Genomic DNA, 24,239 nt, shown 5'->3' with positions numbered 1-24,239 from the left:
AAAGGACAAACATTCCTCAACACGATGATCAAACACACAAAAACGCCGCAACCCCTAAAGGGTCGCGGCGTTTTTTTGTGACTAAAGCCCGGAGCCAGATCCAAAAAGACGGGCATGTGCTGCGCCCCTTCGATTTCTTCCGAATGGAGCTGACCTTGCCCCTTGGTCTTAATCCAGGTTGAAGTTCGCTCGGGCCCCAGACGAGGACCCGAGCATGAAGCGCAGTCGCTCTTCGGAACAGCAGATCATCGGGATTTTGAAGGAGCATGAGGCCGGCGTTTCTGTCGCCGATCTGTGCCGCAAGCATAGCGTCAGCGACGCCAGCATCTACAAATGGAAGGCGAAGTTTGGCGGGAGGGACGTCTCGGAGGCCAAGCGGCTGAAAACGCTCGATCCGAGAATTCCCGGCTGAAGCGGTTGCTGGCCGACGCCATGCTGGACAATGCGGCTTTGAAGGATCTCCTGGGAAAGGAGTGGTGACGCCCGTCCCCAATCGGGAAGCCACCGCTCATCCTATGACCGCCTACGAGATGAACGAGCGGCGGGCGTGCCGGGTGATCCGGGCCGAAAGCGAGACGATCCACTATCGATTCCGAAGACCCTTGGACATCGAGATTCCTGCCCTTCTTGCGCGAACTCCCCGCCGAGCACCGCCAGTCAGGTTGCCGCGCGCTGCACGTGATGTTGCGCCACGAGGGGCATCGCTTTCGAGACCCCGTGCTGGCGCACCAGGTCGGTGGCTTCGCACCGGCCTCGTGCTGCTTCAGTACCGCGATAATCTGCCCTTCCGCGACCCTTGCTCGCTTCATCAGTCCGTCCTCTCGTCAGGGCCGGACGCTAACTCGAACCGGAGAAAAACGCTGGAGCAGGTGATGTATTCAAGCCACTTGATCCGTCTTCCTCAGGGACGACCAATCAACGCGGTGGAAGGTTGTCAGTCGACTCTGCTGCAAGATTCCTATCGATGGGAGCAATACATAACGTCAAGTAGTCCTGGCCGAGCTTTTCGTAACGCCGATTTTCAAGGAGCCACTTACGTCCAGCACTGCCCAGAGCCAATCTTTGAGCCTCAGGCATTTCAGCATAGCGTTCGATCTCCGCCTTGAGGAGCGCGACGTTTCCGGCGGGGACATAGCTGCCTGAGCCGGCCTCGTTGATCATCGAAGGATAGCCGGTATAGGATGCAAGAACTGGCTTTGCTGCCAGCATATAGTCAATGACCTTGTTTAGTGATTGGCCGAAGCTCCAGATCTTCGACCGATGCACCGAAAAGTAGAGTAGATCGCAGTGCGACAAGACCGACGGAACCATGTTCTTCGGTACGCCAGGCGCAAAGGTGACATTGCGGAGGTCGGCGCATTCCTGACGGAATTGTTCCTTGAGGCCGCCTTCGCCGACTAGCAGAAAATGAATGTCTTTCCGATCCTGCATCGCGCGTGCACAGGCAAACAGCGTTTCCAGTGCATTGGTGATGCCGATGGTACCGGCATGGCAAACGATGAATCTGCCCTGCGGAATGTGCGCCTGCACATAGTCTGCCGGCAACGGTGATATCTGTTCCACGGCGTCGTCATCGACGCCCATCGGAATGCAATAGACCGGGGCAGCCGTCGGTCCTGCGACCTCGGCCACATGCTGCGCCAAATTCGGCATGGTGCCGACGATCGCGTCGCTGCGCCGATATGCCAGCCTTTCGACCCATGCGAGCGCCATGACGAAGGGATTGCGGGGGCTGAACCCGCCTTCCTCAATGATGGTGAGCGGCCAGATATCACGGACTTCGAAAATCAGGCGGCTGCCGTAGCGCCGGCGCAGCAACAGGCCATTGAAGATCGTCAGCAGGGACAGGCTTGACACGATGATGGCGTCGGGACGAGGGAGGTCCTGCTTGGGCAGGCGCCAGAGCCGCCATTCGAAATCGATCCAACTGACGATGCGCGAGAGCGATTTGGCGCCCCGGTACTTTTTAGTCCGCAGCCAGGTGACCTCAACCCCATCCACGACTTCCCGCTCATGCGTGCCATGGACTGGCGTTGGATTGGTGAGGTGGTTGGAGTCAGAGGTGATGATGACGCAGCGATTGCCGGCCTTCACCACCTCACGGAGAATCGAAAAGGCGCGAATGCTCCATTTCCGTTCACGCGGGAGAGCAATATACTTTGAAATGTACCAGATGCACGCACTCACGTTGCGAGCTCTTCGCTCAGGCGCGGAATGCTGTTTACGGTTCGAATCGTGTCGGCAAAGTCCATTCCAACCGCGTCGAGGTACCATTTAATGTTAGGATAACGCGGGCGGTTCTCGTCATCGACCAGAGCGAGTGCCTCCTCGCGGCTCATTTGACCTTCGCGAATCTGGTTACTCCGGAACGTGTCGTGTTCTGTGAACCCGGCGACAGTGTAGTAGATGTAATTGTAAAAGGCCGCGGTGCCGTCGCCGATGCGCCAAGTCGTGGATGTGTCGGGCGCCAATTCCCAGTCATACTGGGCTAGGCAATCATTGACGGCGTTTTCTTCCCAAGTCCAATAGTCAAAGACGTGAAAGAAGTCCGTCTTGCTGGCAATGCTGCGAAAATACTCCCCCGACAACGTGTCCCACAGCGAGTCATTGAAATAACCGGGACTTCGCAGCATCGCGCCGAAGCGGAGCATCTGGTAGCGCAACTGCTTCATGGCGCCGCTGCGATAGACGCGATTCTCCTCGAAATCAGGTGGCACGCCGAGGAAGCCGGCCTTGAAGTGTGTCACTTCAAGTGGATTGATGCCCCAAAGGTTGAGGCTGATCTGGGTCTGCTGCTTGATGGTCTCGACATAGCGGAAGAAGTGTTTGTCGCCCGCCGTCAGGATGCTGATCATGCCCAGGTGAGGAGACTTGAGCCAGGCGCGAAGATTCTTAGCGATGTTGTCGCGTTTCTTGGCGATGTCCGCCGCCACGATGATGTTCTCGACTCCCATCTCGGCGCTCATGCGGCTGATATTGCGGCGGCCGAGATCCGTGACCATACCCCAGTCATACGTGAAGGTCACAGGCTTCATGCCGAGTTCCTTGACGACCAGGTGCAGGGCGTAGCAGCTATCGCGTCCGCCAGAAAAAGGAACGATGCAATCATTGCCCTTGGCGCGACGGAACGGCTCGACCAGCTTAAACAGTTCCTCGCGCGGTTTGGCCTTGGTCCGCGAGCGATAGTTGTCGCAGTAATTGCAGACGCCCTCTGCATTGAAACGAATATACGGCATCGTCTCGGGCAGGATGCACTTGGTGCAGCGGCGAATGGCGTGCTGCTTGTAGACGAGGATGTTCTCCTCCGTTGATGACAGAGGAAGCGACGGGATCAGGTTGGTCTTGCGAGAGCCTTTGTTGGATATTTCATAGCTGTCCGTCGAGCGGGGAATATCGAGCACGACTCCCTCAGTCAGGACCTGGACAACATTCGTGCAGCCGAGAGTTGTCAGCGGATAGGATTCCGACGAAAAGTACACGCCGCCATTCTTGCTGCCGGTGTAGAGGCTGCCATTATTGGAAAAGAGGCATAGCTTGCCTAGTTCCGGCACGGCAACCGCGCAGGCTACGATGCCCCTGCAGAGCCCGAGCACGCGCCCGGCAATGCCGGCAACATCGCCACCGCTCGCGAGGTGCTGAGCGGCGATTGCGGGGATCACTTCGGTGTCGATCTGCTGCTGCGGTGTCCGGCCGATCTGCGCCCAGATGTCCTCATGATTGACGATAATACCGTTGTGAAGGACGCAGATGCCGTCGCGTATGACGGGCTGGTTGTCGCCCAGCCCGTTGGTGATGAGCCGACTGTGGCCCGCGATGACACCGGCGTCATACTTGCCCAGCCCACGCAGGAGCTGCGTGATCTGAAAGTCAGCCCGCTGCACCTGGTAGCGGCCGCCGCTGAGAAACAGGAGGCCACTCGAATCCTGCCCGCGCTGCTTGGCGTGGGTAGACAGCTGTTCCAAATCAATTCTGGAGCCAACCGAGGGGGAAATGATTCCGAAAATGCCGCACATTGTCCAGTCTCTCTTCTCGGGTCGGCCTCACACAAGCCAAGATGTATGAGGGGCGCCCGCAAAACTCCGCAATGCACCGCCAGCGGCGATGCCTTTTCCTCAAGAGCCCTTCTTGAATGAATCTGCCCAAAACGTCCACGATTTCGCGCGCGACATTGCCATGGCTGTAAAGCGAGACGCCTGACCAAGCCGCCCGACTTGGTGGCGATGATGGCCGTGGCGCTTTTTCGGTTCTGACTGAATCAGAACCGAAGCTCTAACTTGATGCTCTGACGCGTTTTCTTGACGCGAACCGGCATCCACTTCGCTCGAAAACGCTACAGATAGAGCAGGATGCTTCAGCCAATTGACAACGTTATGTCAAGGCTTTAGAAGCCGAATCCGAAGCGAGTCGGCCCTCCCGTATACTAACTCGAAAGGTGCCGCGGCAAGGATTCCATCGGTGTACGGCTCAAGACCGCGGGATGGGACGGCGAGCATCTCGCCAGCCTCGTGGCTTCAACCGATTTCCCGGATTCACGACTCAGGATAATACTTCGGCGCTCGGCTCTTTGGCCGCCTTACTGTTGAAGTGGTTTTTGCGGAGCAAGTTTTTAATGAAGAGCACAGTGTGCGGTTTCATATTCAGGAACCCGCTTATTACCCTCTTTTCTTTCGGATTTATTTTTCACGCAGTTTCAGTGCTTTACGTAACCCGCGCTGACTACATCTCGTACACTTTGATGTATGGCGGCTTCGTTATGCTGGCCTACGTCTGTTCGCGAGCTGTGCTGGGCTCGCCCGTCTCCCGCGTCCTGAGTCGCACCACTCGCTATTTGGACCTGCCGGCGAAGTCATGGATAAATCTGCTTGGGGACATTTTTATCTTCGTCTTCCCGGTCGTCTACTTCGGTCTGGCGGGCCGGGTGCCGGCCTATGAAATGCTGGTCAGCACGGACTACTACGTCAGCTCGGGCCTGAGGCATGATTTTCATGACGGCATCCCAACGGTCATGAGTTATGCGGGGGAATACTACATCAAGGCCGTCGCGCCGCTTTGGCTGTTGTACTCGTCCATCAATCGCCGTCCGGTCTTTTGGCCACTCGCCGTGTATCTGGGGCTTGTCGCGCTGGCCATGATCACGAAATCCGTGGTCGTCATCATTTTCCTTCCAACGCTGGTCTATCAGCTTTTCAGCAAGAAATGGGCCCCTGCGGCGGTCTCGGCGTTGATTGTCGTCGGTACGGTCTATGGCAACATCCTGCTGCAGGATAAGTCGCTTTCCGCCCCGCGGACCTTCCAAACCAATGCGCAAGGCGAGAGGATCGGAACCGCTGCGCAAGGCGAGAGGATCGGAACCACTGCGCAAGGCGAGACGATTTATCCGACCAATGAGAGGGGCGCCTCGCTCCTGGAGCGGGTGCTGGGCCTTTCGCGCGGCATCTATGTGGCGAGCGATGCCATCCTGACCAGGCTGTTCTACGTCCATGGCCTCACCGTCAAATTTTGGATGGACAGCTATACGACCGACTTCCCGATCGAGAATGGATGCGGCTATCGCTGGTATGCGTCCTTGGCCGGATGCCAGTTCGTCTATATCCCCGAAAAGATATCGTTGAAGTATTTCCCCGATTTGCATGCCCGCGGGGTCGGCGGCAGTGTGTCATCTGCGAACTACGTCAACGCCTTCGCCAATTTCGGAGTGTGGGGGGTTATCATCGCCGGCTTGTTGACCGGCCTGCTGCTCGGCCTTCTGACAGTTGCATTTCCCAACCCCGTCATCGCGATTGCGGTGAACGCGACTTCAATTGCGCTGACCTTCGAGAATACGCTCAGCATCCTTCTGAACTCTGGCGGCTGGGCGCTGTTCGTGGTGCTGGCGGTTCTCTTCTTGCCCACAACGCCGCCGCTGGCATCCAAGGCCACCGTCAGGCCGAGCTGATCTGCGATCGAACTATCTCCAGTTACAGTTAGGCCTTGGCGGTTTGTACGCCGCGTGGCGTGGGTTGAGTAGCGGGCGATCGGCGGGGAGCGGTTGTGGACAAAATCAACCGCCGCAGTGTCGGCTCGGAGTTCGTCCACGTCTGCATCGACGACGCCTCGCGTATCTCATTCTCGCAGATCATGCCCGAAGAGAAGGCCACAAGCGCGATCGCCTTCCTTAACGCCGCGGTGGCCCACTACGATAGTCTCGGCGTCACACCGTCAGCCGCGTCATGACCGACAACGGCACTTGCTCTCAATTATTCGACTTTCGCGACACCTGCCGCGCTTTCGGGCACAAGCATGTCCGCACCAGTCCCCATACGCCGAAATTCAACGGCAAGGCCGAACGATCATTCAAAGCGCCCGCAGAGAATCGGCCTACGCCCAAGCCTACCCGACCTCGGAGGCGCCGCGCCCAGGAGCTGCCGGTATGGCTCCACAGATACAACTGGCATCGGCCCCACGGGGGATATAATCTCAAACACCAATCAGCCGCCGCGGTCTGTCCGAGGGACAACCTGTTGAGGCTCCGCAGGGTGGAACTCTCCGCCCAATGTTTCAGCCTGAAATGACCGCAACGGATCGTTTTGCCGAAGAGTTCCACTGTACATGGTATCCACACCCGACTGCGTTGACGTCCGCAAACCCTGCGTTACGATCGCTTCAGCGTTTCAGTTTTTTAAGCCCAGCCCGTCAGAGGCTGTGGGAATTGTGAAACGGATGCCGCCGCTCCGGCAAAGCCGAGGGAGCTTTCATTTTCTTCTAGCGGTTGCCGTTTCGACTGCCCTTGCCTTGGCCTTCTTGGGTTCAAGAGCAGCAGCGCAACAACCTATCGCCGGCAAGAGCGATATCGAGTTGGGGCCGTACCTGTTCGGCTGGGTAGTCCCAGAGAACTTCACGCAGGGCTCACTCGAGGAAATGGCGGCTCGCAAGGATCCGCTTCGACTGTTTGTCGTTGCCTTTAGGGGGCTCGTCGAATATCGGCGCGATGCCTTGGAGGACCGGCTGGCTGCTTCCACCCGCATTTTGGATTTCATGCTCGAAAAGTACGAGCCGGCAGTTCGCGGAGATAATGGAATCAGATGGTACTATGGGAACGACCATGGCGCGATCAAAGCGCCTTGGTGGTCGGGCATGGATGCCATGATGGGGCCGATGACGTTCTACGCTGCATACGAATTGACCGGAAACCAGCGCTATCGCGACGAGGCAGTGAAGAGCGCAAAGCTTGTGCTCACAAGCCCGTCTGACGGGGGAATCCTATGGAACGAGAACGGGAAGTGCTGGCTCTCCGAATATAGCTGGACCGGCATTCAGCCGTCAGAGGAGTACCACGTGCTCAACGGCCACCTTTGGGCCCTACAATCTCTTCTGCTACTTGCTAAGGCCACTGGCGACGCCAAACTCCAATCCGCATACGACTGCGCCCGTGATGGCGTGGTCGCGCAGGAGGATCGCTTCTATCGGGCTAACGGGACCTGGACGAATTATCAGACCACTCCTCTGGAACTGAACCCTGTCCATTACAACACGCTGGAGCACATTCAATATCTGGCAATGCACGCCCTCTCCGGCGATAGGGCCTATCTTCAGCCAGCAAAAGCTCGCGCCGACATCTTCGCTGCGGCCTATCCCCTTTCTTTGATTGGAAAGGAAGGCAGCATGGAAGTGATCTTCTCCATGATCGGTCCGCCACACCCCTATTGGACCGACACATATCCGGTTCGGGTATCCTGCCAGGTCGATGGGCAGACGATTGAGCGCCGCAACAACAACTTGTACAAAACCAGTGTGCCGCTTTCCGAGAGGCTCATTATCAAGGTGCCAGTCGGATCGCGGCCAACGTCGTGCGCAGTTTCGGTGCACACCCCACTCACGATCCCAATGTACGAGCGGACCGAGTTCTCTGTTGAGGCAGCGGAGGCGCAACCGCTGCCTCTCGATGGCGCTACAGCGATGCTCGATGCTGCCAGCATAGAGGCTGGCAAGGTTCAGATCACTCCCGGCCACGTTGAGGTTGATGGGGCCAATTCGGCGAACGATGAGGCGCGCATTGTGCTGCCTCTCGGAATACCCGTGTCCGACCACGACATCATCGCCTTTGTCGTAAAGACCCCGCAGAAGATGGATCTCGGCTTCCTTATGGAGGACAGTGAGGGGCGTCAGGCGACCCGCTACTATCTCCCTCTCGCTGCTGGCAAAGAAAATATCGTCATGCTCAATCGCCTCGGGTTCGAGAAGAACGACGAGTTGGGCGACACATTGCGCTCAATTGCTATGCGAATATTCACGGACCCAGCAGGCGATGACTACGAGATAGTCATTTCTGATTTTCAGAAGTTGAGATCTCCGGCCCAGATCAGTCGTTGGCTGGAAGGGCATCCCAACGCCAACTTTCCGCAGCAGTGAAGGTCACTTGCACCTGACCTGCCCTGATTGACCGCCATCGCGGTGACGCGCTGGCGCGGCCGGCCTACAATCTGATCCGCCTAGCGAAACTGCTGGGAGCAGCGGCGTGAGCCCCCGGCCACCGGGCGCAGGACGCACGGCGCCAGCCCGATACGCCAACAGCGAGCCCATCGATGTTGCATCTCCCAAAATCCTTACGAAAACCTGGTTTCTTCATGGGCCAACCCTTGCTCATCAGCGACTTGGCTGAGAAGATGACCCCGATAGCCGGCTTGAGGGTGCGGAACAACAATCATCCGCATGGCGACATCGAGATCGACGTGATCGGCCAGCGACCGGGCGAGGCGCAGGATGAGCAGAGGGCGCGCACTTTGCTTTTCGACATGGTGAGTAGCAGCGCTTGACACAGCACTTGCAAACGCAACCCCGTTCCGGCCGAACGGCGATCACTGGCTCCACCGGCTTTGTCGGGCGCCATCTGATGTCGCGGATGATCGAGAAGGGTAGCGACGTAACTCTGCTCGTGCAGGATGCGCGGAAATGCCCCGCGGGCTGGCGTGACAACCCCCATATCCACATCGTCCAGACCGGCCCGCTCGAACAGGCCGACGATTTGTGCGAGGCGCTGCGGGACGCCGCGACCGTCATTCACTTGGGTGGCCTCGCGCATGTGAAATCAGCCGAGGCCGCCCGTTTTATGGCGGCCAATGCTGAGGGAACCGAGCGCCTTGCCGCCGCCTCGGCGAGGGTCGGGGTCAAGACGTTTGTGCATTTGAGCAGCATTGCCGCGATCACGGAAAACGCCGCCAGCGGCACGATAAGCGAGGCCACGCCGGCTCGTCCCGGCGGCCCCTATGGTCAATCCAAGCAAGCGGCGGAAAGACATGTGAGCGCTCTGGCTGCACAGGGCATCTTCGCCGCATCGTTGAGACCTCCCCTGGTCGTGGGGGCCGATGCGCCGGGAAACTGGCGAACGCTGCAGCAGCTGGCATTGTCCGGCGCGCCCCTGCCATTCGGCAACACTAGCAACCGGCGCGCCTATATCGGCGTCGACACGCTGGTCGAAATGCTCGATCTTCTTTCCGCCCACGAATGGGGATCGGATAAATCGGGCGACTACTGCATCGCAAATGTCGAAAAGCTCTCGCTGACGCAAGTCTTGTCGTTGCTGCGGCAGGCAATGGGGAAGCGACGGGCGCTGTTTTCGGTGCCCAGCCGGTTGCTTATTGCCCCGCTGGTGCTGTTGGGCCAGAGGCGGATCACCCAGAGCCTGTTTGGTGACCTGGACATCGACAGCCGAAGATTCCGGGATACGTTTGCCTTCTCTGAAGCCAGAGGCATTCGGGAAGAGATTCATAAATCGGGCTACGAGTTTGCCTTGAATGCGCCAGCCTAGTGGCGGAGCCTCAAGAGGTTGTCCTCGGACATACAGAGTTCGCCGATTGGTGATTTTGATTCTAGGCCGCCGTGGAAGTTCGCACTGGAATCTACCGATTCCTGAAGGAATTGGCGGAGTTCCGGTCAGTGGCGCCCAGAACCTGGATCATGGAAGCGATGGCGCGCCACATGCGGGGGTCGCGAACGGGAGAGCCGCAAAGGCGGAGGGGCGCTGATCGGCCTTACGACCGCACGCTGTCGCCCCGGCCGGCGCCGGCGACGGTCAGCCAGATCAGCCGAAGATCGCGCCAAAGCGACATGTCGTCGAGATAGCGTGCGTCGCTCGCCGCCAGCCGTTCCGGTTCGGACATGTCGATGCCCTCGATCTGCGAAACCCCGGTGATGCCGGGCATTAGACCGTAAACGCCGCTGCGGCGGCGCGCGGCGATAAGTTCATGCTGGGTCGGGAGGCACGGCCGCGGGCCGACGAAGCTCATCTCGCCGCGGACGATGTTCCACAGTTGCGGAAGCTCGTCGATCTTGTAACGCCGCAGATAGGCGCCGAGCGGCGTGACGGCGGACGCCGCAACTTCGTGACTCGGAAGCTGCCTGGTGTCCGAGCGCATCGTGCGCAGCTTGTAGCAAGTGAAAAGGCGCTCATCCTTGCCGACGCGGAGTTGGCGAAAGATGCCGCTACCGTTCGAGCCGAGTCGGATCAGGATCGCAAACAGAACGATCACCGGACCTGCAAAGATCAAACCAAAGCTCGCCGCAACGACGTCGAAAAAGCGCTTCATGCATTGTTCTCTTGATGAAATCTGCTGCGCGGCCTGGTCGGAGCGAGCAGTGGCCGAGTGAGATTGAAACGCATTCGAGCATTTGGCGACGATCGAAAAACGCCTTCAAACTCCGATTATCGCCCTGACATCGACGGTTTGGGGCCGCTGTCCGTTCTGGGCGTAATCGCCAATCATTTCGGCTTTCCCAACATAACAGGCGGGTTCACCGGCGTCGACGCCTTCTTCGTTGTTTCCGGCTTCCGGATCACGCGTCTCATCGTCGACGTGATCCGGTCGAACCGCGTTTTCTGGGCTGATTTCTACGTCCGACGCTTCAGACGGATCTTGCCCGTCGGGCTGGGCGTTGTACGCGCAGCTCCGCTGGTGTCGGGCCGCTGTGTGCGGAGGTTGTGATCGAGGCGCTGTAGCCGGCGGCAGACCGATCCCGACCTCACGCGGCTTCCTGATATTGCGCGGAACGGCCGGCGTTCGGCGGCAATGGCGGCCGACCCGGAACCGTTCCCATCAACGCCTGTTGTGTGTCGGCAACGCTTCGCTGTGCGTTGCCAGGAGCGCGGCATGGCTCAGGACGACACCCGACTTCACGAAGCAGACCTCCCGGACGCCACCCAGCAGACTGTCGAATATGATGGTCCGGCGGGCGGCTGGGGCTCGCTGCAGGGCATCGCGCAGATCTTCGGCCGGGAGTGGAATACCCCGACGGTGATCGAGACGCTGATGCGCCAGAACAAGCCGAAAGGCTTCATGTGCGTGTCGTGCTCGTGGGCCAAGCCGGCCGACCACCACGCCTTCGAGTTCTGCGAGAACGGCGCCAAGGCGACGCTGTGGGAATTGACCAGCAAGCGCTGCACGCCGGAATTCTTCGCCGCGCACAGCGTCGCCGAGCTGCGCGGCTGGGCCGACTACGACCTCGAAATGCAGGGCCGCCTCACCTCACCGATGCGCTACGACGCCGCCACCGATCACTACGTGCCGTGCAGTTGGGACGAGGCGTTCCAGGGCATCGGCGAGCATCTGCGCGCGCTCGATCCGAAATCGGTGATCTTCTACGCCTCGGGCCGCGCCAGCCTCGAGACGTCCTATCTTTACGCCTTGTTCGCGCGGCTCTACGGCCACAACAATCTGCCCGACAGTTCCAACATGTGCCACGAGACCACCTCTGTGGCGCTGAAGAAGCTGATCGGCGTCGGCGTCGGCACGGTGGTGTTCGACGATCTGGCGAAATGCGATGCGATGTTCGTCTTCGGCCAGAACACCGGCTCCAACAGCCCGCGTTTCCTGCATCCGCTGCAGGAGGCGGCCCAGCGCGGCGTCAAGATCATCACTTTCAATCCGGTGCGCGAACGAGGGCTGGAGAGCTTCGTCAATCCGCAGAGCCCGACGCAGATGCTGACCGGCAAGGAAACCGCGATCAGCAGCCAGTATCATCAGGTCAAGGTCGGTGGCGACATCGCCGTGCTGCTCGGAATCTGCAAACACGTCTTCGCCGCGGACGACGCCGCCAAAGCAAGCGGCGGGACGCGGGTGCTCGATGTCAACTTCATCGCGGCCCATACCCATGGTCTCGACGCCTTCGAGGCCAAGGTCCGCGCCACCTCGTGGGAGCAGATCGAAACCGAGTCGGGACTGACCCGGACTGCGATCGAGGGCGCCGCGCAGGTCTATGTCGAAGCCGAGCGCGTCATCGGCGTTTTCGGCATGGGCCTGACCCAGCATGTGCACGGCTTCGACAACATCGCGATGCTGCTCAATCTTCTGTTGCTGAGGGGCAATATCGGTCGCCCCGGCGCCGGCATCTCGCCGGTGCGCGGCCATTCCAACGTTCAGGGCCAGCGCACCGTCGGCATTTCTGAAAAGCCGGAGTTGGTGCCGCTCGACAAGATGGCGCAGCAGTTCGGCTTCGCGCCGCCGCGCGACAAGGGCATGAACACGGTCGAGGCGTGCCACGGCCTGCTCGAGGGCAAGGTCAAGGCGTTCATCGGCTTAGGCGGCAATTTCATCCGCGCGATTCCGGATCAGGGCGTGCTGGAGGAGGCTTGGACCCGGATGCAACTCACCGTTCAGATCGCCACCAAGCTCAATCGCAGTCATCTGGTGAACGGGGAGTCGGCCTATCTGCTGCCCTGCCTCGGCCGCACCGAACAAGACGTCCAGGCTTCGGGTCCGCAGGCGGTGACCATCGAGGACACGTTCAGCTGCATTCAGGGCTCGATCGGGCTGCGCCAACCGGCGAGCGAGCAGCTCTTGTCCGAACTTGCGATCGTCGCCGGCATCGCCAAGGCGACGCTGCCGTCCAATCCAAAGGTGAAGTGGGACGAATGGGTCGGCGATTACGGCCTGGTGCGCGATCTGATCGAAGACAGCTATCCGGACATGTTCCACGACTTCAACGCGCGGATGTTCACGCCGGGCGGTTTCTACAAGGGCAACGAGGCGCGCGAGCGGATCTGGAAGACGGAGACCGGCAAGGCGGAGTTCACCACCCCCGAGATTTTGTCTTCGATCGGCTTCGACGATGCGCCGGGGCGCTATCGGCTGCTGACGATGCGCTCCAACGACCAGTTCAACACCACGATTTACGGCATGAGCGACCGGCTGCGCGGGATCGAGGGCCGTCGCGACGTGCTGCTGATCAATCCTGACGACATCGCCCGCGCGGGGCTCACCGACGGCCAGATGGTCTGGCTGGAAAGCGACGCCGCCGACGGTCTCCAACGCGAGGTCGGGCCGCTGAAGGTGACGCCGTTCAAGCTCCCCGACGGCTGCCTCGGCGGCTATTATCCGGAGATGAACCCGCTGATCGCGCTGACGCATCACGACAAGCAATCAAAGACCCCGGCCAACAAATCGGTGCCGGTGCGGATCAGGGCCTGAGCGGGCGCAATCAGGAACGTCGCGTCATCGGACCGTCATCGGCAGCCGCGCCATCCGCAAGGCAACGCCGGATCGATCGGATGATCCGCCCTGAGTCGCGAATCATGCAATGACTTCCGAACCAATTCCTTATGATTTCCGCCAACCCGAAACGTCATTTCGCCGCGCCAGCCTGGGCGGCGCACCATTGCAAGGCGTCACCGCCTCCGTCACACTCTATGGCGATGCAACAAGGCGTGCCTTCGAGCGTGGTTCGGATAGGGCGATCGCCTGAACCCGAACAGCCGCGGTCGACGGCGTATTGAGAGGCTTCATGAGTCAAGGTGTACCCGCTCCGCTTGCCCGCCACGCCATGGCCTATGTGCTGGCAGGAGGGCGCGGCAGCCGGTTGATGGAGTTGACCGACCGACGCGCCAAGCCGGCGGTATATTTCGGCGGCAAATCCCGGATTATCGACTTTGCGTTGTCCAATGCGCTGAATTCCGGCATCCGCCGCATCGCGGTGGCGACGCAGTACAAGGCCCACAGCCTGATCCGCCATCTGCAGCGCGGCTGGAACTTCTTCCGGCCGGAGCGCAACGAGAGCTTCGACATTCTGCCGGCGAGCCAGCGCGTATCCGACGACATGTGGTACCGAGGCACTGCTGATGCGGTCTATCAGAACATCGACATCATCGAGAGCTACGATCCGAAGTTCATCGTGCTGCTGGCCGGCGACCACGTCTACAAGATGGACTACGAGAAGATGCTGCAGCAGCACGTCGAGCAGGGCGCCGACGTCACCGTCGGCTGCCTCGAAGTGGCGCGCAGCGAGGCTTCCGCGTTCGGCGTGATGGACGTCGACGCCAAGGACGTGATCCGGTCGTTCCTGGAAAAGCCCGCCGATCCGCCCGCGATGCCGGGCAAGCCGGACAAGTCGCTGGTCAGCATGGGCATCTACGTGTTCGACACCAAGTTCCTGATCGAGGAACTGCACCGCGACGCCGCCAATCCGGACTCGTCGCATGATTTCGGCAAGGACATCATCCCCTACATCGTCAAGCACGGCAAAGCGGTGGCGCATCATTTCGACAAATCCTGCCGCCGCTCGCATGCCGAGGACACCAGCTACTGGCGCGACGTCGGCACCGTCGATGCTTACTGGGCGGCGAATATCGATCTCACCGACATCGTGCCGCAACTCGATCTGTACGATCGCGAATGGCCGATCTGGACCTATGGCGAGATCACGCCGCCGGCGAAATTCGTCCACGACAAGGACGGCCGGCGCGGCGAGGCGGTGTCGTCGCTGGTGTCCGGCGGCTGCATCATCTCGGGCGCGTCGTTGCGGCACACGCTGCTGTTCACCGGCGTGCGCGCGCACTCCTATACGCATATCGAGGGGGCGGTGATCCTGCCTTATGCGGATATCGGGCGATCGTGCCGGCTGACCAACGTCGTGGTCGACGCCGAGGTGCGGATTCCGGACGGTCTCGTCGTCGGCGAAGATCCCGAGCTCGACGCCAAGCGGTTCAGGAGGTCCGAGAACGGCACCTGCCTGATCACCCAGCCGATGATCGACAGGCTCGGCACATGACCACGCTGACGGCGCTCTCGGTCGCGTCGGAAATCTTTCCGCTGATCAAGACCGGCGGCCTCGCCGACGTCACCGGCGCGCTGCCGGCCGCGGTGAAGGCGCACGGCGTCGCGATGCGCACGCTGGTGCCGGGCTATCCGGCGGTGCTCGGCGGCATCGAGGATCCGCAGCAGGTCCACAGCTTCACGGAGTTTTTCGGCGGCAGCGCGCGGCTGCTGGCAGCGCGCTGCGACGAGCTGGAGCTGCTGGTGCTCGACGCGCCGCATCTCTATGTCCGCCCGGGCAATCCCTATGTCGGCCCCGACGCCAAGGATTGGCCCGACAACGCCTTGCGCTTTGCGGCGCTGGCGCAGGCCGGCGCCTGGATCGGGCAGGGCCTGCTGCCGGGCTATGCGCCGGATATCCTGCACGCGCATGATTGGCAGACCGGGCTGCTGCCGGCCTATCTGTGCTATAGCGGCCGGCCGGCCCCGAAATGCGTCTTCACCATCCACAATCTCGCTTATCAGGGCCAGTTTCCCTCCGAGCTGCTGGCCAGGCTCGGCCTGCCGGAGGCCGCCTTCAGCCTCGACGGCGTCGAGTACTATGGCGGCATCGGTTATCTGAAGGCCGGGCTGCAGCTTGCCGACCGCATCACCACGGTGTCGCCGAGCTACGCGCTGGAGATTCAGGGCTCGGAAGCCGGCATGGGGCTCGAGGGCTTGCTGCGGCTGCGCGCCGGCCAGCTCAGCGGCATTCTCAACGGCGTCGACACCAGGGTCTGGGACCCTTCGGCCGACCAGCTGATCCCCGCCACCTACGATGTCGAGACCATCGGCGCCCGCGCCCGCAACAAGCAGGCGCTGCAGGCCCGGTTCGGCCTGCGCGCCGAACCGGGCGCGCTGCTGTTCGGCGTCATCAGCCGGCTGTCCTGGCAAAAGGGTCTCGACATGCTGCTCGAGGTGCTGCCGGGGATGCTGGCGGACGGCGCCCAGCTCGCGCTGCTCGGCGCCGGCGATGCGCCGCTGGAGGCCGGCTTCCGCGATGCCGCGCTGAAATACCCGGGTCAAGTCGGCGCGGTGATCGGCTATGACGAGGCACTGGCGCATCAGATCCAGGCCGGCGCCGACGCGCTGCTGGTGCCGTCGCGCTTCGAGCCCTGCGGCCTGACCCAGCTCTGCGCGCTCCGCTACGGCGCGGTGCCGGTGGTGGCGCGGGTCGGGGGCCTCGCCGATACGGTGGTCGACGCCAACGAGATGGCGATCGCCACCGGGGTGGCGACCGGCGTCCAGTTCTCGCCGGTGACCGCGGACATGCTGACGGCGGCGCTGACCAAGACCCGCGCGCTCTATGCCGATCACGCGACCTGGCGCAATCTGCAGATCAACGGCATGACCACCGACGTGTCCTGGAAGAATCCGGCGCAGCATTACGCCAAGCTGTATCGCGAGCTGGTGGATGCGTAAGCGGAGGCTCGCGTAAGACTGATTGGGTGAGGCAGCAGCGCTTCAGCCGCCTCATCCGTGATCCCCGCGAAAGCGGGGATCCATTATCCCGGAGCGGTCGTTGTTGGGCTGTCGCGCTCACCACGCGATACTCTGGAATACTGGGTCGCCCGGACGAGCCGGGCGATGACCGTATTTGCGGGCGGTTGACGCCCACATCACGCTCGGTCGTTCAATGACCGAATGGATGTGTGGCTGGCGTCTCGCCTCACACCCCTTCGAACAGCGCGGTCGACAGATAGCGCTCCGAGAACGACGGCACGATCGCCACGATGGTCTTGCCGGCGTTTTCCGGGCGTTTGCCGAGTTCGATCGCGGCGGCGATCGCGGCGCCTGACGAGATCCCGCCGGCGATGCCTTCGTGCCGCGCCAGCGCGCGCGAGGTCGCGATCGCGGTCGGGCCGGCGATCTTGATCACCTCGTCGATCACCGCGCGGTCGAGAATGTCCGGCACGAAGCCGGCGCCGATACCCTGGATCTTGTGCGGACCGGGCGCGCCGCCGGACAGTACCGGGCTCTCCTCCGGCTCGACCGCGACGATTTTCAGCGACTGCTTGCGCGGCTTCAGCGCCTGGCCGACGCCCGTGATGGTCCCGCCGGTGCCGACGCCGGCGACGAAGATGTCGATCCCGCCATGGGTGTCGTTCCAGATTTCCTCCGCGGTGGTGCGGCGGTGGACTTCCGGGTTGGCGAGGTTCTTGAACTGCTGCGGCATCACCGCATTCGGGGTCGAGGCGATCAGCTCCTCGGCCTTGGCGATTGCGCCCTTCATGCCCTTGGCGGCTTCCGTCAGCACCAGCTCGGCGCCGAGGAACGCCAGCATCTTGCGGCGCTCGATCGACATCGATTCCGGCATCACCAGCTTCAGCCGGTAGCCCTTTGCGGCGGCGACGAAAGCCAGCGCGATTCCGGTGTTGCCCGAGGTCGGCTCGATCAGGATGGTGTCGGGCTTGATGATGCCCTCGCGCTCCATCGCGGCGATCATCGCCGCGCCGATGCGATCCTTCACGCTGGAGGCCGGGTTGAAATATTCGAGCTTGGCGAGAATCGTCGCCTTGACGCCGTTCTGCTCCGGCAGCCGGTTCAGCCGCACCAGCGGCGTATCGCCATAGGCGTCGGCGATCGAATCATAGACCCGGCCGCGGCCGGGCTGTTGGGCGGGCGCGGCCGCGCTGGACTTGATCGATGCGGTTGCTGCGCTGGACATGGTCGCCTCCGGGCTTGAGTGTCAGGTCGAAAACAGGCTGATTTACTACTCATCTGATATGCGGATCCCGCCGTCGTCAACGCGACCGGTAAATTTGGAACAATCACCTCCGCCAAACGACATTGCCGAACGCCCATTCTCCGGAACTGGTCCAATTTGGACGGAAATCCTGCAGCGGAACGGCTCTAATCTCGCGACGCCCTTCACAACGGCGTCATGCTGGCTGTAGTATCCCTACCTCATGCTGCTTCGCAGCGTCGATCGGACGGGGGTCAGGAGCGTTTCTTGAACGCGCATGTCTCGCAAGGCGGTTGGCCGGTGCTGGTGTTGAACGCGGACTTCCGGCCGCTCAGCTACTATCCGTTATCGCTTTGGTCGTGGCAGGACGCGGTCAAGGCGGTGTTCCTCGATCGCGTGAACATCGTGGAGCATTACGACCGCGCGGTTCACAGCCCGACCATGGAGTTCCGGCTGCCGAGCGTGGTTTCGCTGAAATCCTTCGTCAAGCCGTCGACGCATCCGGCCTTCACCCGGTTCAACGTTTTCCTGCGCGACAGGTTCTCGTGCCAATATTGCGGCGCGCCTGAGGACCTCACCTTCGACCACATCATCCCGCGCTCGAAGGGCGGTCAGACCACGTGGGAGAATGTGGTCGCCGCCTGCTCGCCCTGCAATCTGCGCAAGGGCAATCTGACGCCGATCCAGGCCAAGATGTTTCCGCGGCAGACGCCGTTCGCGCCGACAGTGCACCACTTGCACCGCAACGGCAGGATGTTTCCCCCGAACTACCTGCACGAGAGCTGGCTCGATTACTTGTATTGGGACACTGAGCTCGATCCGTAGAGCGCCGGCTGTGTGCGGGACAACTGCAGCGGATGCGGGATGAGGGTCTCGATGGTCCGCCACCAACTGCGCCAGATATGCCGCGCCAGATAGGGCGCAGCACATGCGGCGTTGGTTTTCGCATGTCCGCGCAACTCGCCCGGTCCGATCGCCGAACGGCTGCCAAGTAGCAACTTCTGAAACGTCAACTCGGTCGGTGGTTCAGTAGCAATTGCTTTGTTGCGTCAAGTCGCTCGGAGTCCGCCGGCATAGCCGGCGAACTCCGAGACGTCGACACTGCTGACCGGCCACGATTGATCGACCGCTGCCGCGCGCAGCGATCAGCCGAGCAGTGCGTAGGGCACCAGCGGGGCGAGGGTCATCAGCAGAGCGCCGCCGATCACGGCAGCTTCCATTCCGTTCAACTTGCGAAGCACCGACATCGTATCCTCCTGTTTGGTTGTTAGTGACCTGTTTACGAAGCGGGTCGCGCGCTGGATCACCACCACGACATCACAGCCGCGTGAGTCGGTGCGTGATCGACGCCGCGGCGCCGTCGATCGGCGTCGGCGGCTTTTTTTCGGCGCGGGGTGATCCAAATCGCGCTCTGGCACGTATCAGAAGCGAAATTCCTTTCTTTTCACGGCGGCAGCCGCATGTTCGTCCGGATCCAAGATGCTGACCGAACTCTCCACCACCTACGTACGACCGGCGACCATTTTTGCGCAGCCGCGACACAACGCGCGCTTTGCACCGCGCGGTCCGACGCTAGGCTGTTGCGTTCGGACAGGACGTCACTCACCGTCGCTGTCGATCGTAGTTCGCCCGGGAATGGACTGGTCGTCATGGATCATCCTCGACGCGACCCACGTGAATCCGCGCATGATTTGTCCGACTGCATCGTGCGGATCGCCACGGATCAGGACGAAGCGGCTTTCGATACGCTGTTCCGACACTTCGCGCCGCGGCTGAAATCGTATTTCACCAGGCGTGGCGGCGATCCGGCAATGGCGGAAGAGATCACCCAAGAGACAATGGTGCTGCTGTGGAAAAACGCCGCGCAGTTCGATCCGTCGAAAGCCTCGCCGGCAACCTGGATCTTCACCATCGCGCGCAACCTCGGCATCGACCGGTTGCGGCGCGCGAAGCGACCGTCGTTCGATCCGAACGATCCGGCGTTCATCCCGGACGCCGAGGAGCCGCCGGACCGCCAGTTTGAACGTGCCGAGGTGGAGCGAAGGGTTCGCGACGTGATGGATACGCTGTCAGCCAACGAGAAGAGTGTCTTGATGCTGTCGTTCTACGAAAATCAATCGCACGGCGAGATCGCCGAACGTCTCGGTCTGCCAGTCGGCACGGTGAAATCGCGCATAAGGCTGGCGTTCGGCAAGCTGCGCGCCGCGCTCGATGCACAGACGGGAGCCGCACAATGACGGTCCGGCATCACATCGGCGACGACCTGCTGCTGAGCTATGCGGCGGGCACGCTGGACGAGGCCTCGAGCCTCCTGGTCGCCACCCATCTCGCGCTGTGTCCGCACTGCCGCGCCCGAGCCGTGGCGGCGGATGATCTCGGTGGCGCGTTGTTCGAGGACCTGCCGGTGGCCGAGCTGTCGCCTGGGTTGCGCGACGCGGTGTTGGCGCGGCTGCGCAGCGAATCAGTCGCTGCGCCCGCGACGAGGCCGCACCGGCCGCGCTCCGACATCGTCATCCCGGAGCCGTTGCGCAGCTATCTCGGCGGCGACCTCGACACGTTGCGCTGGACGTCGGTGGCACCGCGGGTGCAGCAGATCGCGATCGATATTGCGAACTGCGGGCCGCGCGCGCGGATGCTTCGGTTTCAGCCCGGCACCCATGTGCCGGCGCACGGTCACGCCGGCCGCGAACTGACCCTGGTGCTGAGCGGCAGCCTGTGCGACCGCGACGCCGTGCTGGCGCGCGGCGACGTCGCCGAGACCGACGAACATACCGAGCACCAGCCCTACGCCGGGCCGGACAAGGATTGCATTTGCCTTGCCGTCACCGACGCTCCGCTGCGATTCAAGGGGATGTTCGCCCGGATGCTCCAGCCATGGTTCGGGATCTAGAGCATGATCCCGAAAAGTGGACACCGGTTTTCGGAAAAGATCATGCTCGAACAAGAACCTAAAGCGGGATGACGATTCGAAGATAAGTCATCTTGCTCTTGAGCTTCGGTTCTGGCCGACCGAACAGCTCTCCGCTTCAATTCGGACGATCATGGCGTATCGCTGGTCGGCACGCCACCGGTGGTCGTTTCGCCGATCCCCGCCGCGGCTTCCCGCGAGGCGGAGTAGATATCCCAGGCCGCGATGAAGATCGCCGCGATCACCGGCCCGATGACGAAGCCGTTGAGGCCAAAAACCTGGATGCCGCCGAGCGTCGAGATCAGCACGACGTAGTCCGGCATCCGCGTGTCCTTGCCGACCAGCACCGGACGCAGCACGTTGTCGACCGTGCCGATCACCATCGTGCCGAAGGCGATCAGCGCAACGCCCTGCCAGATCGATCCGGTGCCGAGCAAGTAGAGCGCCACCGGCAGCCAGACCAGACCGGCGCCGACCGCGGGCAGCAGCGACAGGAACGCCATCACCACGCCCCACAGCAGCGCGCCGTTGACGCCGAGGATATAGAACATCACGCCGCCGAGCGCGCCCTGGATCAGCGCGATCAGCATGTTGCCCTTGACGGTCGCGCGGATCACGACCGTGAACTTGCGCAGCAACTGGCTTTCCTGCTCGACCGACAGCGGCACGGCCCTCCGGATACGCGCCGCCAGCAGATCGCCGTCGCGGAGCAGGAAGAACAGCAGATAGACCATCACGCCCAGGTTGATGACGATCTCGACCGTTCCCTGACCGATGCCGATGGCCTGTCCCGCGAGATACTGACTGCCGCGCATCAACACGGCGGAAAGCCGTTCCTGAAGGTCGGAGAGGTTGCCGATGCTGAATCGCTCCAGCACCCCGCTGATCCAGGCCGGCGGCTCCGCCAGAACCTGTTTGAGATACTGAAGCATGTCCAGATTGCCGGACTCGATCCGGAGGAACATCGCCCGGGCTTCCTGCGCCAGCGCCGCGCCGATCAGCGAGATCGGAAGGATCACCATGGTGACGATGATCGCGACCGTCGTCAGCGCGGCCAGATTGCGGCGGAAGCCGAACGCGCGGTTCAGTTGCCGGTACAGCGGCGCGAACAGGATCGCGATCACCACGCCCCACAGCACTGCGCTGTAAAGCGGCAGCAAGATCCAGCCGAAGCCGATCGAGGCTACCAACAGCAGCAAGATGAAGAACCTGTTCTCCGAGGCGCGCATCCGAAAACTCCCTGGAGCATGATTCCGAAAACTGGCCGCCGGCCTTCGGAAACGATCATGCTCGAACAACAAGCCCGAGCAGCACGACGATTCGAAGATCGTTCGTCCTACTCCAGCGCATTCCCGGTTCTGATCGAATCAGAACCGAAGCTCCAGACTATTGTGGTGGCGCGTCTTCTTCACGCAAACCGCTAGCCGCTTCGCGCGAAAACGCGCGACGTCGGCGGAGCCAAACGTTCGAATCGGTCGATCGCTCCGCCGATCGTCGCAGTGCCCGTCAGGGTTGATACATTCTCGTTCCTGCAACGAGAAGTCCAGTGCTGCTAGTTCCGCGACGCTCGAGAACTGACGACTTTCAACGTTTGGCGCAGCATGGCGGCATCCAGAGGAATTCGTCCAGGTAGACGTACGAGCAACAAAATTAACGCTGCGAAAAGTTCCATGCCGCACCTTCCGTTGTAACTAGGTCGAAATCGGGACGACGCAGTCCCGGGTCGGTCGGTCGAGCGAAGCTGCGTCCCCTCGCTCGTCGGAATTGACGCATCATCACCCGGGCGCCCAAATCGGCAGGAATATCGATCATGTTCGCAAAGCTCTCCATTCGCGCCAAGGTCACGGCGCTTGTCGCGGCCCTTCTGATCGCCATGACCGGCCTCGGCGGGCTCGGGATTCTCAAGGTGCGGTCGATGAACTTTGCGGCGCTCGACCTCGCCACCAACTGGCTGCCGAGCATCAAGGTTCTCGGCGAATTGAGGTTCAACGTCCTCAACTACCGGACCATGATCCGCAATCACATGCTCGACGTCACCCCCGAAGGCAAAGCACGCTTCGAACAGCGTCTGGCGTCGATCGACGCGACCATCAAGAAGGACCAAGAGACCTATGCGGCGATGATTGCCTCGCCGGAAGAACGGCAGCTCTACGACAGCTGGGTCGTGCAGTGGAACGACTACAAGTCCGTGACCACGAAAATGCTCGAGATGTCACGCAAGGACATCGGAAAGGTCTCGGCGGAGTCGACCGACTTCCTGTTCAAGAACCTGAATCCGATCGGCGTCCGCATGGACGAGATCCTGCAGAAGGATATCGACATGAACGACAAGGGCGCGGACGGTGCGACCGCCTTGGCGGCCTCGACCTACTCCTCCGCCATCTACCTGGTCCTGACCATTCTGGGCGTTGCGATGGTCGTCGGCATCGTTGCGAGCGTGATGGTGATCCGCGACGTGGCGCAGGGCATTGCGTCGATCGTCAAGCCGATGCAGTCGCTCGGTCAGGGCGACCTCTCGGCGGACGTGCCGCATCGCGGCGAGAAGACCGAAGTCGGCTCGATGGCGGATGCGCTGCAGATCTTCAAGGACGCGCTGATCGCCAAGAAGGCCGCTGACGAAGACGCGGCGCGTGAAGCTGAGGCGAAGATCGCGCGCGGCCAACGCATCGATGCAGCGACCCGCCAGTTCGAAACCTCGATCGGCGAAATCGTCGAGACGGTGTCTTCGGCGTCGACCGAACTGGAGGCGTCGGCCGGCACGCTGACCGCCACGGCGGGACACGCCCAGGAACTGACCACCGCGGTCGCGGCGGCCTCGGAAGAAGCCTCGACCAATGTGCAGTCGGTGGCCTCGGCGACCGAAGAGATGTCGTCCTCGATCACCGAGATCAGCCGTCAGGTTCAGGAATCGGCGCGGATCGCCACCGAGGCGGTCGACCAGGCGCGCAAGACCAACGACAGCGTCGGGATGCTGTCAGCCGCCGCGGCGCGGATCGGCGACGTCGTCGAACTGATCAACACCATCGCCGGCCAGACCAATCTGCTGGCGCTGAACGCCACGATCGAGGCGGCTCGCGCCGGCGAAGCGGGGCGCGGCTTCGCGGTGGTGGCGAGCGAGGTCAAGGCGCTCGCCGAGCAGACCGCCAAGGCGACCGGCGAGATCGGCCAGCAGATCACCGGCATTCAGGCGGCGACCGATCAGTCGGTCTCGGCGATCAAGGAGATCGGCCAGACCATCGGCCGGATGTCGGAAATCGCCTCGACCATCGCCTCGGCGGTGGAAGAGCAGGGCGCGGCGACGCAGGAGATTTCGCGCAACGTGCAGCAGGCCGCACAGGGCACGCAGCAGGTTTCCGCCAACATCACCGACGTCCAGCGCGGCGCGACCGAAACCGGCTCGGCGTCGACGCAGGTTCTGTCCGCCGCGAAATCGCTGTCACAGGATAGCAACCGGCTGAAGGAAGAAGTCGCCAGGTTCCTCGAGACCGTTCGGGCGGCCTGAGCGCGCCGCGTCGAACGCGAAGCATTGATCCGACACCTGACGCCGCGCGACGATTGTCGCGCGGCGTCATGCTGTTGTCGGACCGCGCCTGACCGCTGATGGTGG

20 protein-coding genes and 1 pseudogene are annotated in these 24,239 nt (G+C 61.8%); 16 read left to right on the top strand and 5 right to left on the bottom strand.

What is annotated here, in order from left to right; genetic code table 11:
- Both BMY71_RS25125 and BMY71_RS25385 read left to right on the top strand, forming a co-directional pair.
- On the top strand, positions 1-182 hold a 182-nt coding region (locus BMY71_RS25125; RefSeq protein WP_210185074.1), incomplete at its 5' end, for a hypothetical protein.
- A gap of 32 nt (positions 183-214) precedes the next feature.
- Positions 215-561 (top strand): annotated as a pseudogene (locus BMY71_RS25385) (transposase); the annotation flags it as partial.
- 354 nt (positions 562-915) lie between these two features.
- Here BMY71_RS25385 and BMY71_RS24670 read toward each other — a convergent pair.
- Complete coding sequence (locus BMY71_RS24670) at positions 916-2,187, bottom strand: glycosyltransferase family 4 protein (protein ID WP_175557776.1); 1,272 nt, start codon at positions 2,185-2,187, stop codon at positions 916-918.
- Positions 2,184-4,013: a glucosamine 6-phosphate synthetase gene (locus tag BMY71_RS23925; RefSeq protein ID WP_092686369.1), complete on the bottom strand. Its 1,830-nt coding sequence runs from the start codon at positions 4,011-4,013 to the stop codon at positions 2,184-2,186. Before BMY71_RS23925 ends, BMY71_RS24670 begins: the two co-directional genes overlap by 4 nt.
- Positions 4,014-4,609: 596 nt before the next feature.
- On the opposite strand from BMY71_RS23925, the gene BMY71_RS23920 reads away from it, so the two are divergent.
- The 6 genes from BMY71_RS23920 to BMY71_RS23895 all read left to right on the top strand — a co-directional run bounded on the left by BMY71_RS23920 (position 4,610) and on the right by BMY71_RS23895 (position 9,784).
- Entirely contained in the window at positions 4,610-5,935 is a 1,326-nt protein-coding gene (locus tag BMY71_RS23920; protein WP_139202734.1) for a hypothetical protein, read from the top strand.
- A 95-nt stretch (positions 5,936-6,030) separates the two neighbouring features.
- A complete protein-coding gene (locus BMY71_RS25615) occupies positions 6,031-6,213 on the top strand; it encodes a hypothetical protein (RefSeq protein ID WP_092686367.1) in 183 nt (60 codons plus the stop codon).
- Positions 6,210-6,551 (top strand): integrase core domain-containing protein, encoded by a 342-nt coding sequence (locus BMY71_RS25610; RefSeq protein ID WP_092686366.1) that lies wholly within the window; start codon positions 6,210-6,212, stop codon positions 6,549-6,551. Before BMY71_RS25615 ends, BMY71_RS25610 begins: the two co-directional genes overlap by 4 nt.
- 37 nt (positions 6,552-6,588) lie before the next feature.
- Positions 6,589-8,388, top strand: coding sequence for a D-glucuronyl C5-epimerase family protein (locus BMY71_RS23905; RefSeq protein ID WP_092686365.1), 1,800 nt, complete (start codon positions 6,589-6,591; stop codon positions 8,386-8,388).
- 173 nt (positions 8,389-8,561) lie between these two features.
- Positions 8,562-8,792, top strand: a complete 231-nt coding sequence (locus tag BMY71_RS23900; protein WP_139202733.1) for a polysaccharide biosynthesis protein — start codon at positions 8,562-8,564, stop codon at positions 8,790-8,792.
- The gene (locus BMY71_RS23895; protein WP_347336035.1) at positions 8,789-9,784 is read left to right on the top strand and encodes an NAD-dependent epimerase/dehydratase family protein; all 996 of its coding nucleotides are present in this window, start codon (positions 8,789-8,791) and stop codon (positions 9,782-9,784) included. The genes BMY71_RS23900 and BMY71_RS23895 overlap by 4 nt, the downstream gene beginning before the upstream one ends.
- Positions 9,785-10,007: 223 nt before the next feature.
- On the opposite strand, the gene BMY71_RS23890 is transcribed toward BMY71_RS23895, so the two are convergent.
- Positions 10,008-10,562, bottom strand: a complete 555-nt coding sequence (locus tag BMY71_RS23890; protein WP_092686362.1) for a sugar transferase — start codon at positions 10,560-10,562, stop codon at positions 10,008-10,010.
- Between the two features lie 63 nt (positions 10,563-10,625).
- Between BMY71_RS23890 and BMY71_RS23885 the strand changes: the two genes are divergently transcribed.
- The 4 genes from BMY71_RS23885 to glgA all read left to right on the top strand — a co-directional run bounded on the left by BMY71_RS23885 (position 10,626) and on the right by glgA (position 16,460).
- The gene (locus tag BMY71_RS23885; protein WP_139202732.1) at positions 10,626-10,958 is read left to right on the top strand and encodes an acyltransferase family protein; all 333 of its coding nucleotides are present in this window, start codon (positions 10,626-10,628) and stop codon (positions 10,956-10,958) included.
- 165 nt (positions 10,959-11,123) lie between these two features.
- Positions 11,124-13,439 carry an FdhF/YdeP family oxidoreductase gene (locus tag BMY71_RS23880; protein WP_011500773.1) on the top strand — a complete coding sequence of 772 codons (2,316 nt, stop codon included), beginning with the start codon at positions 11,124-11,126 and terminating at the stop codon, positions 13,437-13,439.
- 313 nt (positions 13,440-13,752) lie between these two features.
- Complete coding sequence (gene glgC, locus BMY71_RS23875; protein WP_041805083.1) at positions 13,753-15,015, top strand: glucose-1-phosphate adenylyltransferase; 1,263 nt, start codon at positions 13,753-13,755, stop codon at positions 15,013-15,015.
- On the top strand, positions 15,012-16,460 hold the full coding sequence (gene glgA, locus BMY71_RS23870) for a glycogen synthase GlgA (RefSeq protein WP_092686360.1): 1,449 nt from the start codon (positions 15,012-15,014) through the stop codon (positions 16,458-16,460). The genes glgC and glgA overlap by 4 nt, the downstream gene beginning before the upstream one ends.
- Positions 16,461-16,707: 247 nt before the next feature.
- Here glgA and cysK read toward each other — a convergent pair whose 3' ends face one another.
- Entirely contained in the window at positions 16,708-17,706 is a 999-nt protein-coding gene (gene cysK / locus BMY71_RS23865) for a cysteine synthase A (RefSeq protein WP_092686359.1), read from the bottom strand.
- Between the two features lie 285 nt (positions 17,707-17,991).
- Here cysK and BMY71_RS23860 point away from each other — a divergent pair, with 285 nt between their 5' ends.
- From BMY71_RS23860 to BMY71_RS23850, 3 genes are all read left to right on the top strand, one after another.
- The gene (locus BMY71_RS23860) at positions 17,992-18,549 is read left to right on the top strand and encodes an HNH endonuclease (RefSeq protein ID WP_092686358.1); all 558 of its coding nucleotides are present in this window, start codon (positions 17,992-17,994) and stop codon (positions 18,547-18,549) included.
- 824 nt (positions 18,550-19,373) lie between these two features.
- Positions 19,374-19,961, top strand: coding sequence for a sigma-70 family RNA polymerase sigma factor (locus tag BMY71_RS23855; RefSeq protein ID WP_092686357.1), 588 nt, complete (start codon positions 19,374-19,376; stop codon positions 19,959-19,961).
- Positions 19,958-20,614 (top strand): ChrR family anti-sigma-E factor, encoded by a 657-nt coding sequence (locus tag BMY71_RS23850; protein ID WP_092686356.1) that lies wholly within the window; start codon positions 19,958-19,960, stop codon positions 20,612-20,614. Before BMY71_RS23855 ends, BMY71_RS23850 begins: the two co-directional genes overlap by 4 nt.
- 149 nt (positions 20,615-20,763) lie before the next feature.
- On the opposite strand, the gene BMY71_RS23845 is transcribed toward BMY71_RS23850, so the two are convergent.
- Complete coding sequence (locus BMY71_RS23845; RefSeq protein WP_092686355.1) at positions 20,764-21,861, bottom strand: AI-2E family transporter; 1,098 nt, start codon at positions 21,859-21,861, stop codon at positions 20,764-20,766.
- Positions 21,862-22,442: 581 nt separating this feature from the next.
- Between BMY71_RS23845 and BMY71_RS23840 the strand changes: the two genes are divergently transcribed.
- Positions 22,443-24,134, top strand: a complete 1,692-nt coding sequence (locus BMY71_RS23840; RefSeq protein WP_011500764.1) for a methyl-accepting chemotaxis protein — start codon at positions 22,443-22,445, stop codon at positions 24,132-24,134.
- Positions 24,135-24,239 lie beyond the last annotated feature (105 nt).

Source organism: Rhodopseudomonas pseudopalustris (assembly GCF_900110435.1).
In the GTDB taxonomy this organism is placed as follows: Bacteria; Pseudomonadota; Alphaproteobacteria; order Rhizobiales; family Xanthobacteraceae; genus Rhodopseudomonas; species Rhodopseudomonas pseudopalustris.
The sequence above is the reverse complement of the archived record's forward strand: the minus strand, read 5'-3'. Positions and strand labels throughout refer to the sequence as shown.

Bases quoted from the DNA above. Each gene is read 5' to 3' on its own strand.
- BMY71_RS23925 (WP_092686369.1), bottom strand. From the start codon at position 4,013: ATGTGCGGCATTTTCGGAATCATTTCCCCCTCGGTTGGCTCCAGAATT.
- BMY71_RS23920 (WP_139202734.1), top strand. From the start codon at position 4,610: ATGAAGAGCACAGTGTGCGGTTTCATATTCAGGAACCCGCTTATTACC.
- BMY71_RS25610 (WP_092686366.1), top strand. From the start codon at position 6,210: ATGACCGACAACGGCACTTGCTCTCAATTATTCGACTTTCGCGACACC.
- BMY71_RS23905 (WP_092686365.1), top strand. From the start codon at position 6,589: ATGGTATCCACACCCGACTGCGTTGACGTCCGCAAACCCTGCGTTACG.
- BMY71_RS23900 (WP_139202733.1), top strand. From the start codon at position 8,562: ATGTTGCATCTCCCAAAATCCTTACGAAAACCTGGTTTCTTCATGGGC.
- BMY71_RS23890 (WP_092686362.1), bottom strand. From the start codon at position 10,562: ATGAAGCGCTTTTTCGACGTCGTTGCGGCGAGCTTTGGTTTGATCTTT.
- BMY71_RS23880 (WP_011500773.1), top strand. From the start codon at position 11,124: ATGGCTCAGGACGACACCCGACTTCACGAAGCAGACCTCCCGGACGCC.
- glgC (WP_041805083.1), top strand. From the start codon at position 13,753: ATGAGTCAAGGTGTACCCGCTCCGCTTGCCCGCCACGCCATGGCCTAT.
- glgA (WP_092686360.1), top strand. From the start codon at position 15,012: ATGACCACGCTGACGGCGCTCTCGGTCGCGTCGGAAATCTTTCCGCTG.
- cysK (WP_092686359.1), bottom strand. From the start codon at position 17,706: ATGTCCAGCGCAGCAACCGCATCGATCAAGTCCAGCGCGGCCGCGCCC.
- BMY71_RS23855 (WP_092686357.1), top strand. From the start codon at position 19,374: ATGGATCATCCTCGACGCGACCCACGTGAATCCGCGCATGATTTGTCC.
- BMY71_RS23850 (WP_092686356.1), top strand. From the start codon at position 19,958: ATGACGGTCCGGCATCACATCGGCGACGACCTGCTGCTGAGCTATGCG.
- BMY71_RS23845 (WP_092686355.1), bottom strand. From the start codon at position 21,861: ATGCGCGCCTCGGAGAACAGGTTCTTCATCTTGCTGCTGTTGGTAGCC.
- BMY71_RS23840 (WP_011500764.1), top strand. From the start codon at position 22,443: ATGTTCGCAAAGCTCTCCATTCGCGCCAAGGTCACGGCGCTTGTCGCG.